Source organism: aff. Roholtiella sp. LEGE 12411 (genome assembly GCF_015206995.1).
Lineage (GTDB): Bacteria > Cyanobacteriota > Cyanobacteriia > Cyanobacteriales > Nostocaceae > Komarekiella.
The window spans coordinates 1-11,597 of the sequence record NZ_JADEXR010000181.1 but is presented as its reverse complement, the minus strand read 5'-3'; the positions used below and the strand labels follow the sequence as shown (position 1 = coordinate 11,597).

The 11,597-nt window shown below is 44.1% G+C and carries 10 protein-coding genes; 6 read left to right on the top strand and 4 right to left on the bottom strand.

Annotated features, from left to right (window positions below; all coding sequences use genetic code 11):
- Nucleotides 1-15: 15 nt before the first annotated feature.
- A complete protein-coding gene (trmD, locus tag IQ246_RS25840) occupies nt 16-756 on the bottom strand; it encodes a tRNA (guanosine(37)-N1)-methyltransferase TrmD (protein WP_194006173.1) in 741 nt (246 codons plus the stop codon).
- A 654-nt stretch (nt 757-1,410) separates the two neighbouring features.
- Here trmD and IQ246_RS25835 point away from each other — a divergent pair.
- Entirely contained in the window at nt 1,411-2,274 is an 864-nt protein-coding gene (locus IQ246_RS25835) for a cyanophycinase (RefSeq protein WP_194006172.1), read from the top strand.
- 171 nt (nt 2,275-2,445) lie between these two features.
- Nucleotides 2,446-5,151, top strand: a complete 2,706-nt coding sequence (gene cphA, locus IQ246_RS25830; RefSeq protein ID WP_194006171.1) for a cyanophycin synthetase — start codon at nt 2,446-2,448, stop codon at nt 5,149-5,151.
- Between the two features lie 140 nt (nt 5,152-5,291).
- Here the strand turns inward: cphA and tatA are convergent, their stop codons facing one another.
- Nucleotides 5,292-5,459, bottom strand: a complete 168-nt coding sequence (gene tatA, locus IQ246_RS25825) for a twin-arginine translocase TatA/TatE family subunit (protein ID WP_194006170.1) — start codon at nt 5,457-5,459, stop codon at nt 5,292-5,294.
- A 39-nt stretch (nt 5,460-5,498) separates the two neighbouring features.
- Nucleotides 5,499-6,929, bottom strand: coding sequence for a serine/threonine-protein kinase (locus IQ246_RS25820; protein ID WP_194006169.1), 1,431 nt, complete (start codon nt 6,927-6,929; stop codon nt 5,499-5,501).
- A gap of 94 nt (nt 6,930-7,023) precedes the next feature.
- Between IQ246_RS25820 and cbiT the strand changes: the two genes are divergently transcribed.
- On the top strand, nt 7,024-7,626 hold the full coding sequence (cbiT, locus tag IQ246_RS25815) for a precorrin-6Y C5,15-methyltransferase subunit CbiT (RefSeq protein ID WP_194006168.1): 603 nt from the start codon (nt 7,024-7,026) through the stop codon (nt 7,624-7,626).
- Between the two features lie 112 nt (nt 7,627-7,738).
- On the top strand, nt 7,739-8,629 hold the full coding sequence (locus IQ246_RS25810; protein WP_194006167.1) for a phosphatidate cytidylyltransferase: 891 nt from the start codon (nt 7,739-7,741) through the stop codon (nt 8,627-8,629).
- Between the two features lie 483 nt (nt 8,630-9,112).
- On the opposite strand, the gene IQ246_RS25805 is transcribed toward IQ246_RS25810, so the two are convergent.
- Nucleotides 9,113-9,826 carry a DUF2993 domain-containing protein gene (locus IQ246_RS25805; protein WP_194006166.1) on the bottom strand — a complete coding sequence of 238 codons (714 nt, stop codon included), beginning with the start codon at nt 9,824-9,826 and terminating at the stop codon, nt 9,113-9,115.
- Nucleotides 9,827-9,960: 134 nt separating this feature from the next.
- On the opposite strand from IQ246_RS25805, the gene IQ246_RS25800 reads away from it, so the two are divergent.
- Both IQ246_RS25800 and IQ246_RS25795 read left to right on the top strand, forming a co-directional pair.
- A complete protein-coding gene (locus IQ246_RS25800) occupies nt 9,961-10,776 on the top strand; it encodes a pseudouridine synthase (protein WP_194006165.1) in 816 nt (271 codons plus the stop codon).
- Nucleotides 10,748-11,563 carry a RodZ family helix-turn-helix domain-containing protein gene (locus tag IQ246_RS25795; RefSeq protein WP_194006164.1) on the top strand — a complete coding sequence of 272 codons (816 nt, stop codon included), beginning with the start codon at nt 10,748-10,750 and terminating at the stop codon, nt 11,561-11,563. Before IQ246_RS25800 ends, IQ246_RS25795 begins: the two co-directional genes overlap by 29 nt.
- The last annotated feature ends 34 nt before the right edge of the window (nt 11,564-11,597 follow it).

The following is an 11,597-nucleotide window of genomic DNA, read 5'->3' as shown; positions in this document are numbered from 1 at the left end:
GGGCATGGGGGATAGTTATTCTTCATCTCCCTTTGCTTTCCCTGCTCCTGTGCTCCCCTGATCCCCCAGATCTCTGTTTTCCCATTTATTTAAGAGATCAGGGCGGCGATCGCGTGTTCTTTTAACTTGTTGCTCGTAACGCCACCGGGCGATCGCTGCGTGATTTCCAGAGAGTAAAATATCGGGCACTTTTAACCCACGAAAATTTGCTGGACGAGTGTACTGAGGATAGTCCAACAATCCCTCCTCAAAACTTTCTGCTGTGAGAGATTCCTTTTTGGCTACGGTTCCTGGTAGAAGACGTACGACGCCATTAATTAAAGCCATTGCTGGAATTTCTCCACCTGTCAAAATAAAATCACCCAAAGACACCTCACGAGTGACTAAATGCAGCACCCGTTCATCTACTCCTTCGTAATGCCCACAAATAACTACTAATTGGTCATAATTGGTCGTCAATTCTCGCAACAGAGGTTGATTGATTGTTTCACCCTGTGGACTCATCAAAATCACCTCTCTTCGAGGTAAAATCGGCAGCGACTCCACAGCAGCAAAGATGGGTTCGGGCTTCATTAGCATCCCTACGCCGCCGCCGTAGGGTTCATCATCTACTTTCCGGTGCTTATCGTTGGTAAAGTCCCGTGGATTAACCAGATGCACTTGGGCAATCTGTTTGGCTAAGGCTTTACCCAGCAACCCAGAACTCAAAACAGAGGTAAAACAGTCAGGAAACAGCGTAACTATATCAAAGCGCACAGTTATTCGTATTCAAGGACACTAATCTTAAATTTGAATGTCTAACAAACACAAGAAGCTAATTTCGGGTAGGAGTACAGATAAACTTGATCAATAGTATCTAAAAGTACAAGACCTCTTAGATTATCGATGGGATCAAAAGTTTTTCTAATTTTTCTAATTACTTAATTTATGTTTAAATATTGTCACAACTACATTTAAATTAATAATCCGATTAAGTTAACAACTTCCAGGATGCATCGAGCCAGCCTCAGAAAAAAGCGTGTCAAGACCTGCTCACCCCCAAGCCCAGAGGCTAATTATAGCCACCAAGTATTATTTTGCCGTCTGGAAAGAGTAGATAGGTGAAAAACAAGGCGATGGCTTTAATAAACGGTAACGGACACATAAAAATTGAGACGTCGTGCGGGTCAAGCAAGAAGTTTAAGGGTCGGCTTGTGAGAAGTCTCAGAGGTGGCTTCGGACTATCGGCACTTCTCCCATGGTCGACGCTGCACGTAGCTTGCTTACCCGTAGGAGTACAGGCGACTATTGAGAACTTTATTCGCCGCTCTAAACTTCAGAAAAGTGTCCTCTCAAACAAGCAAAGCGTAAAAGTCATTAGGCTACCAAACCTTGTTAAATTCACCTGAAGTTGTTGACAGGAGAAACACAATGCCGCAATTAAAAACTAAATCGCTGGAAATGAGGACACCCCAAGCAACTAAAACCGCCGTTCTAGTCATCGGAGGCGCAGAAGACAAAGTTCACGGACGCGATATCCTGCGAACTTTTTTTGATCGTGCTGGTGCTAGTAAGGCCTATATTACAATTATTCCATCTGCCTCTCGTGAACCTGCCATCATCGGTGGTCGGTATATTCGGATTTTTGAAGAAATGGGTGCTCAGAAGGTTGAAATCCTAGATATTCGTGAACGGGAACAATGTGAAGCCTCTCAAATCAAAGCATCTTTAGAAGCGTGTAGTGGGGTATTTTTGACGGGAGGAGATCAATTACGCCTCTGTGGCGTATTGGCAGATACGCCAGCAATGGAAATTATCCGGCAGCGGGTGAGGGCAGGGCAATTGACATTAGCTGGTACCAGTGCAGGAGCAGCAGTGATGGGACATCACATGATTGCTGGCGGTGGGAGTGGGGAGTCTCCAAATCGTTCTTTAGTCGATATGGCGACAGGTTTGGGATTTATTCCTGAAGTGATTGTTGATCAACACTTTCACAACCGTAATCGCATGGGACGGCTCATTAGTGCGATCGCAGCTCATCCTGATCGCTTAGGCATTGGTATTGATGAAGATACTTGTGCTGTATTTGAACGCGATGGTTGGTTACAAGTTGTGGGCAAAGGCAGCGTGACGATTGTTGATCCAACTGAGGTCACACATACAAACGAACCGCATGTCGGTGCCGATGAACCACTTACTGTGCATAATTTACGCTTGCATATCCTTAGCTATGGCGATCGGTTCCACCTGTACCAGCGGACTGTACTGCCCGCTATACACCGTATTTCCAGCTGACGGGATAGAGTATCTGAGGTTACACTGAGTTGACCGCTAATTTATTTACTGCTGTAGAAAAATTACAACAATACCATGTAAAAAGAAAAAACTGTTCATTACAAACAGTTTAGCGGTCAATTCCAGTAAGAAACTAGAATTTTGGTTCCGAATCTCCATCTACCTATTCCCATGAGAATCCTCAAGATCCAGACCCTACGCGGCCCAAACTACTGGAGCATTCGACGCCACAAGTTGATCGTCATGCGCCTAGATTTAGAAACCCTTGCCGAGACGCCCTCGAATGAAATCCCTGGCTTTTATGAAGGATTAGTTGAGGCGCTGCCAAGTCTGGAGGGTCACTATTGTTCGCCTGGCTGTCGGGGTGGTTTTCTGATGCGGGTGAAAGAAGGCACGATGATGGGTCACATTGTGGAACATGTAGCTCTAGAACTACAAGAATTAGCCGGGATGCACGTAGGCTTTGGTCGCACCCGTGAAACAGCCACACCCGGAATTTTCCAAGTAGTGATCGAGTACCTGAATGAGGAAGCGGGACGCTACGCAGGACGAGCCGCTGTGCGGCTATGCCAAAGTATCGTTGATCGAGGCCGTTATCCCAAAGCAGAGCTAGAGCAAGACATCCAAGACCTGAAAGATTTTAGCCGTGATGCTTCTTTAGGCCCTTCCACTGAAGCGATCGTCAAAGAAGCAGAAAAAAGAGGTATTCCTTGGATGCCTCTTGAAGCACGCTTTTTAATTCAGCTAGGCTACGGCGTGAATCAAAAGCGGATGCAGGCGACAATGACAGACAACACTAGCATTCTAGGCGTAGAGCTGGCCTGCGATAAAGAAGCCACCAAACGCATCCTAGCTGCCGCTGGCGCACCAGTACCCAGAGGTACGGTGATCAACTTTTTGGACGATTTGCAAGAAGCAATTGAATACGTTGGCGGCTACCCCATCGTCATCAAGCCCTTAGATGGCAATCATGGACGCGGGATCACCATTGATATTAGAAGTTGGGAAGAATCTGAGGCTGCTTATGAAGCTGCTAGACAGGTTTCCCGGTCAATTATTGTTGAACGATATTACGTTGGACGCGACCACCGGGTACTGGTGGTAAATGGCAAAGTAGTCGCAGTAGCCGAACGCGTACCAGCGCATGTAATTGGCAACGGTAGATCCACGATCGCCGAGCTGATTGAGGAAACTAACCTTGACCCCAATCGCGGCGAAGGACATGATAACGTCCTTACCAAGATTGAACTAGACCGCACCAGCTACCAACTGCTAGAAAGGCAAGGCTACACCCTGAACAGTGTGCCACCCAAGGGGACAATTTGTTATCTGAGGGCGACAGCAAACTTAAGTACAGGTGGTAGTGCCGTAGACCGTACCGATGAAATTCACCCAGAAAACCTTTGGCTGGCTCAAAGGGTAGTGAGGATTATTGGTTTGGATATTGCTGGACTAGATATCGTCACCTCAGATATTAGCCGTCCCCTGAGAGAAGTGGATGGCGTGATTGTCGAAGTTAATGCTGCTCCTGGATTTAGGATGCACGTCGCCCCTAGTCAGGGCATCCCTCGCAACGTCGCCGGAGCAGTCATGGATATGCTGTTCCCCAACGAACAATCTAACCAAATTCCTATTCTCAGCGTTACGGGTACAAATGGCAAAACCACTACTACCCGACTGTTAGCACATATTTATAAGCAAACGGGCAAGGTAGTAGGCTATACAACTACTGATGGAACTTATATCGGTGATTACTTAGTAGAAGCTGGAGACAACACTGGTCCTCAAAGTGCCCACGTCATCCTGCAAGATCCGACAGTGGAAGTAGCAGTGCTGGAAACGGCACGTGGTGGTATTCTCCGCTCTGGACTGGGTTTTGAAGCTGCAAATGTCGGTGTAGTGCTGAACATAGCATCTGATCATTTAGGAATAGGCGATATAGATACCATCGACCAGTTAGCTAACCTGAAAAGCGTAGTAGCGGAAGCTGTATTCCCTGATGGCTATGCGGTACTTAACGCCGATGATCGCCGCGTCGCCGCCATGTCAGAAAAAACTAAAGCTAATATTGCTTACTTCACCATGAACCCAGACTCGGAATTGGTGCGTAAGCACATCCAAAAGGGCGGAGTAGCAGCGGTATATGAAAATGGCTATTTGTCAATTGTCAAAGGTGATTGGACACACCGCATAGAAAGAGCAGAACAGATCCCCATAACAATGGGCGGACGTGCGCCGTTTATGATTGCCAACGCTTTAGCAGCTAGTTTGGCAGCCTTCGTCCAAAACGTCACAATTGAGCAGATTCGTGCTGGCTTAAAGACCTTCCGCGCTTCAGTTAGTCAAACGCCAGGAAGGATGAATTTATTTAATTTAGGCAACTACCACGCTTTAATAGACTATGCCCATAACCCAGCTAGTTATGAAGCTGTAGGAGCTTTTGTCCGCAACTGGAATACAGGAGTGCGGATTGGTGTAGTTGGTGGCCCAGGCGATCGCCGCGACGAAGATTTTGTTACCTTAGGTAAACTGGCAGCGCAAATTTTTAATTACATCATCATCAAAGAAGACGATGATACAAGGGGACGCCCACGGGGATCAGCCGCTGAATTGATTACTCAAGGTATCACCCAAGTTAAGTCTGATTGCCGCTACGAATCAATTCTCGATGAAACTCAAGCGATTAATAAAGCCTTAGACATGGCTCCTGACAACAGTTTGGTGGTAATCCTACCAGAAAGTGTCACTCGCGCTATTAAGTTAATTAAGGTGCGTGGTTTAGTTAAAGAAGAAGTACTTCAGCAAAATCCCGGCACGACTATCGTAGATTCCCAAAATGGGGTTACACCTTCGTCTGTTGTTAATACCCTGCTGTAGTCAATAGTCAAGAGTCAAGAGTCCAAAGTCAATAGTAAAAAATCCAGTATAGAAGAGTTTTTCACCCTTGACCCTTGACCCTTGACCCTTGACCCTTGACCCTTGACCCTTGACCCTTGACCCTTGACCCTTGACGTTGGTTATTCTTGTTCTGAATTAGTCTGATCACTGGAAGTTTTCATTCCTTCCTTAAAACTCCGTAGGGTTTTGCCCATTGCGTTTCCAAGTTCGGGAATTTTTTTCGGGCCAAAAATTAGAATAGCGACCACAGCAATTACACCTATTTCTGGCCATCCTAGTCCAAACATACGTCTCTCCTGTATTGCTTCCTGTATTAACTATAGACACTAGGAGGCTTCTTCTCGTGTGATTGGCAAACCTAACCAATCACTTAATTCACTAGCTAGCCATTCCAGTTCTGCTTCATGTTTGATACCGCCACTAGTACCACCTAGCCGATACTTATAAATTCCTGACCAAACATCCAATTGCGCCGGAACTTCAACTCTATTACCTTCAGAATCTTTGGTAAAGTATCGCGGAATATAAACCAATTTGGTAATACTTTGTCTTGGCGATGGACGGGGACGATGGAATTGAAAAGTAAACAACTCCCAGGTTAAGGCAATTTGCTCTTGATTCAGACGTAAGCGGATGCGTCCAAACAAATGAAACAGAAATGTATACACCATGAAAAAGCCAGCACCCCAAAAAGGAAGTGAGAACAACGCAAAGGGGATGTTGACAGGAAAAGGACCCGAGAGAGCGCCAATCGTCCAAAATAGGATAAATGAATTCCAAGCGATCGCAAACAAACCTGTAAATAAAATTGAAGGGTGAAAGCCAACAGGTGGAACGATAATTTCTAGAGAATCCCAATTTTTAGTCAGTTGAACTTTACTACCAGCTGGTTTAGCGAGAACCAAAGTAGGGGTGCTTCTCAACTGTGGTTCCTTTAAAACTGCAAGTGCTTGGGTAGCAGAATTCAAACGCCGTTCTAAACTGGGTTCAGTCATCCACTTTAGCCAATTGGTAAAGCCAGGACTTAAATTAGTTAACTGCTCAAACTGAATGCGAAAATCCTTTTGGGGTAAATCTGCTGGATGAGTACCGGTAATTAAGTAAATCAAAGTTGCACCTAAACTATAAAGGTCTGAAGCTGCAACAGTACGTGCGCCAAATTGCTCAGGTGGCATATAGCCGTATGTTCCCACCACAGTCCTAGTTCCACCTTCTGTAGCGAGGACTGTTTGCACTGAGCCAAAATCTACTAGGTAAACTTGACCAGCACTATTACCAGAACGCTCCCCCAATAAAATATTGCTAGGCTTAATATCACGGTGAATCACAGGTGGATGCAGCCCATGCAGATAAATAAGAATCTCTAAGAGGGATTGAGCTATCTGTTTAATTTCAGCTTCTGTAAAAGTCCGCCCAGATTGTAAGTATTGTTCTAAAGTTTGTGCTGGGATATAAGTTTGTACTAAAGCGAATCCTTTAATGCCAAGTGAATTTACCTCAAAATAGTCTAAATAGCGAGGAATCAAAGGATGCGATAAAGATTTTAAGGTTTCAGCTTCACGCTCAAACAACTTGAGATCATCCCATTCAAAGTCACTGCTAAAAGAAAGTAACTTGATTACCACTAATTCACCAGTGATTTGATCCCGCGCTAACAGCGTCCGCCGCCCTGCTTTTTTTCCTAATTGCTGCTGAACTGCGTAGCGTAGACGCCCAGCGTCTTGTCCCCAGACATCGCCTAACATTTCCCCAATCATTATGATTACTTATAACGCCACGAATTAAATTTTTTTTTAGCTTATAGTTTGTTGAATTGGCAAGCCGATATCTTTAGTATAATTGTGTAATTCTATGCCCTCCCCACTTTGGCCTTACATTACTCCTGGTATTCCCGATGAATTGTTCGAGCACTTACCAGGAATTCCCCTGAGCCAGCGAGAAGTCCGGCTATTGTTAATTGCCCAACTGCGATTAAAACCTGATTCAGTGTTGTGGGATATTGGTGCAGGTACAGGTACAATTCCGGTAGAAGTGGGACTGCTGTGTCCAAATGGAAAGATTATCGCTGTAGAAAGGGACGAAGAAGTAGCCAACCTAATTAAACGTAATTGCGATCGCTTCGAGGTAAAGAATGTCGAAGTAATTGAAGGGAGCGCCCCAGAGTGCTTGCATGACCTCAAAGTTACCCCTCATCGTGTCTGTATTGAGGGTGGACGACCCATTCAGGAAATTTTACAAGCCGCCTGGCATTATTTACCATCATCAGGTCGGGTTGTCGCCACAGCTGCTAATTTAGAAAGTCTGTATGCTATTTCCCAGATATTTTCTCAGTTAAGGGCTAGAAATATAGAAGTTGTTCAGTCTGCGGTTAATCGGTTAGAAACGCGTGGCTTTTCTCAAACCTTTACCGCCGTTGATCCCATTTTTATCCTCAGTGGTGAGAAACTGGACTAAAGACTGTGGAGCAAAAGCAGGGCAAGAATAACTGATGCCCCATGCCCAATGCCCCATGCCCCATGCCCAATGCCCAATGCCCCATGCCCAATGCCCAATATTTAATACTTCTATGCCTTGGTCTCGGATTATTAGTGGAATTGTTGCGATCGCCCTTGCTCTTTCTATGACACTGTTGGGGGGTTGGTACTTTACCGTCATGTTTGCGGTTGTTGTCTTTTTGGGTCAACAGGAGTATTTTAATCTGGTGCGAGCCAGAGGCATAGCTCCTGCGGCTAAAACCACTATGGCTTTCAGTCAAGTTTTGCTAGTAATTTGTACGCTTGATGGTAGTTTGGCCGATGCGGTGATGCCCATATCTGGCACACTTATTTGTTTTTACCTATTATTTCAACCCAAATTTGCCACGATCGCCGATATTTCTGCTTCTATTATGGGGCTATTTTACGTAGGTTATTTGCCGAGTTACTGGGTGCGGTTGCGATCGCTCGATAGTGCTGCTTTCAGCAATCTCGCTTTAGGTGGTTATTGGCCCACAAGCTGGACAGATTTCTGGGAAAAGGAAAATTTTGCCTCATTACCACAAGGTTTGACACTCACTCTGCTGACTTTCTTGTGTATTTGGGCGGCTGACATTGGTGCTTACACCATTGGCAAATTTTTCGGGAAAACCCGTTTGTCTGAAATCAGCCCTAAAAAAACCGTGGAAGGTGCAGTTTTTGGCATCATCTCCAGTATAGCCGTAGCTCTAGCTGGAGCTTATTATCTCAACTTACCCAGTTCCCCTTTCACTGGTTTAGCATTGGGATTGCTAATTGGGATTGCTAGTCTTTTGGGCGATCTTACCGAGTCTATGCTGAAGCGAGATGCTGGGGTAAAGGATTCTGGACAGTTAATCCCCGGTCACGGCGGTATTTTAGACCGTACTGATAGTTATATTTTCACAGCTCCTTTGGTTTACTATTTCGTAACACTACTGTTACCGCTCATAGCAGATAAGTGAGCAAATGGAGTAGTGGGCCATAGGTCTTAGGTGACAGATGTATGTGTGAGGTAAACTTCACGCTAACTCGCTCTACTCTTTGAACAACAGCAAGATATAGAGTAAATTGAAAGCCTTTTTGAGTCTCTTAGGACATCTAGGTTCTTAACGCTTTATCCTACAACTCCTTGATCTGTGGACTGGTAGACGTAATTTTTTGTTTATGGAGTATTTTCTAATACTCACCGACAAGTTTTGGAGGTTAAACACAACTGAAGAAAAACAGCACTAAATTATCCGTTTTTACCGTTAATATTGCTCTATAACCACAAAGACGTCGGTTATAAATATAAGCATTCTTAAATGAATAAATATACACCATTAAAAACGGGTAGGAATCGAAATGTCTACATATTCTGAACTTAGCTTGACATATCTGTTTGCAAGTAATTGGAAGAGTTATATTATTGAAAATAAAGAACTAGCATTTTTAATTTTTAATCATTAAGGGTTAACGTTAATGCGCCCACGACACACCAGTTTACCTGGGATCAGCATTAGTTCTTGAATATCGACATCTGAGCCTAGATCTAGATTGTATTCATGACTATCCTCTAAGGGTGGTTCCTGTTTGTGCTTGGTTGGAATATGTGTTAGTTGCAACTCATGACCGTTGAGTAACTGTAAAGCCACACAAATCTCTAGAGGTGTTGTTTTACTATTGGTGACTCGGATGCCGCGCAATATAATTTGCTTATTCTCAAGGAGAATGTTTTGCCAATTAATTGGCTGAAATTCTGGGAATAATTCTGGTAATAATCTAATCAGTACGTCATTGAAAGCAGTCGATAATAGATCAGATGAGAGAGAAGCATTAAGATCCTTCTCGTCTATGGTTAATTCGCCAAGTACCGTTACTGTTTCTAGCAGGCGTAGTGGCTTTCCTCTAAGTATTGAGCCAATGTTTATCCGAATATTTTCTGCCATTATTTGTATTTGCGTAACAAGAAGACCTTGATAAACTGCGTGAGTAGCAAAAATAGATACCGAGGGAATGCGTCCAGAGAGAAGTTGCCGATCGCTTGCTCTAATCTCTACTTCCAGTTGGGATACTTGGCTAACTTGGGTTCTCAACCAAAGTTTGAGTGCTGTTGTCAACACTTGCGTAATTACCCGGATCTTATTTGCAGTAATTGATGGGAAATTTTGATCAGGCATTTAACTACTCTATTTATAACTATTTGCTAAAAAGCCGATAGAACTTAAACAAACCTTAAATGTAACATCTATGTCTAATTGTTACAAAATGCAAATATCATATAATTGTTAACAAAAAAATCAGCAATTTCCACATGGAGGCACGGTTACAAAAAATTCTTGCTCAGTGGGGTATTGCCTCACGTCGTGAAGCCGAAGAAATGATTCGGCAATCGCGTGTGCAAATAAATGGGGTATTGGCACATTTGGGTCAAAAAGTTGATCCCCAAAAAGATGCGATCGCAGTAGATGGTAAGCCTATCTTTGAAAAGCAGCGTCCGGCTCTAATATATTTATTACTGCATAAACCAGCTGGGGTAGTTTCGACTTGCGACGACCCGCAGGGAAGGACAACAGTCCTGGATCTATTGCCAAAAGAATTATGCGAAGGTTCAGGTATTCACCCAGTGGGGCGGCTAGATGCAGACTCTACAGGAGCCTTAATCCTCACAAATGACGGAGATCTGACATTTAGACTAACCCATCCACGCCACAGTATTTCTAAGACATATCGTGTTTTGGTAAAAGGACATCCCCCAGAAGCAATACTCCAAATATGGCGTCAGGGTGTGGTATTGGAGGGAAGAAAAACACGACCGGCCAAGGTAAACCTAATAGAACGTTTTGCCAATCAAAGCTTGTTAGAAATTGTTTTGCAGGAGGGAAGAAATCGCCAGATTCGCCGTATAGCTCAACAGTTGGGATACCCAGTTATCAGGCTGCATCGGATTGCCATAGGGCCAATTCAATTACAAACACCGAAGGAACCCTTGTTAGACGAGGGTAACTATCGCTCCCTAAAAAATGATGAGATTCGCTTTTTGCAAGAGCAGATAAAGCAACCTATTAAAGATTCAGCTGAGTTTTGGAGTGTAAAAAATCATGAAATGGCTAAGAAAGAAGAAGAATAATCAGCAGACGGTACTTTCATTAGAGCAGCAACGATCTGAAAAGTTGGCACAAATGGGTGCTCATCTTTGGGCATTGCGTCAAGAACAAGGTTTATCCCTAGATGAAGTGGCCATATTGACGAAGATTTCCCGACGATTATTGCAGGCGATCGAAGAAGGTAATTTAAACGATTTACCAGAACCAATTTATATTCAGGGTTTTATCAGACAATTTGCCGATGCATTGGGTCTTAATGGAGCAGAATTTGCTAGAACTTTTCCTATCAGTTCTCAACCAGTAAACTCCCAAGCTATTGGGAAAGTTTCACCCCTCGGTCAATTACGTCCTATTCATCTTTACTTTCTTTACATATTTCTAATTTTATGCACTGTAAACGGCTTATCTCAGTTATTGAATCATGCTGCGCTACAAGCAAATAATAGTCAAAGCGAGCCAGACTTAAAAAAACAGTACGTTGTTAAACCAGAGCCAATCCAACCAAAACAGTCAGTGGAAGCCCAACCTGTCAGCGACACTCTCAGCAGCATCCAAGAAGCTCAGCCAGTACAGATTGGTGTCACCTTGAAAGCCTCATCCTGGATTCGTGTCGTAGCTGACGGCAAAACCGAATTTGAGGGTACTCTACCAGAAGGAACTTACCGCATCTGGAAAGCGCGAGAGCAGCTGACGGTGAAAACTGATAATGCTGGTGGTGTCTTGATGAGCGTTAATCAGCAGAAAGCCAAGGAAATGGGAGAGCTAGGGAAAGTGGAAGAAATCAAGATTGCTGCTAAGTCCAGGTTTTGAAATATCGGCATGGGGGATGGGGCATGGGGCATGG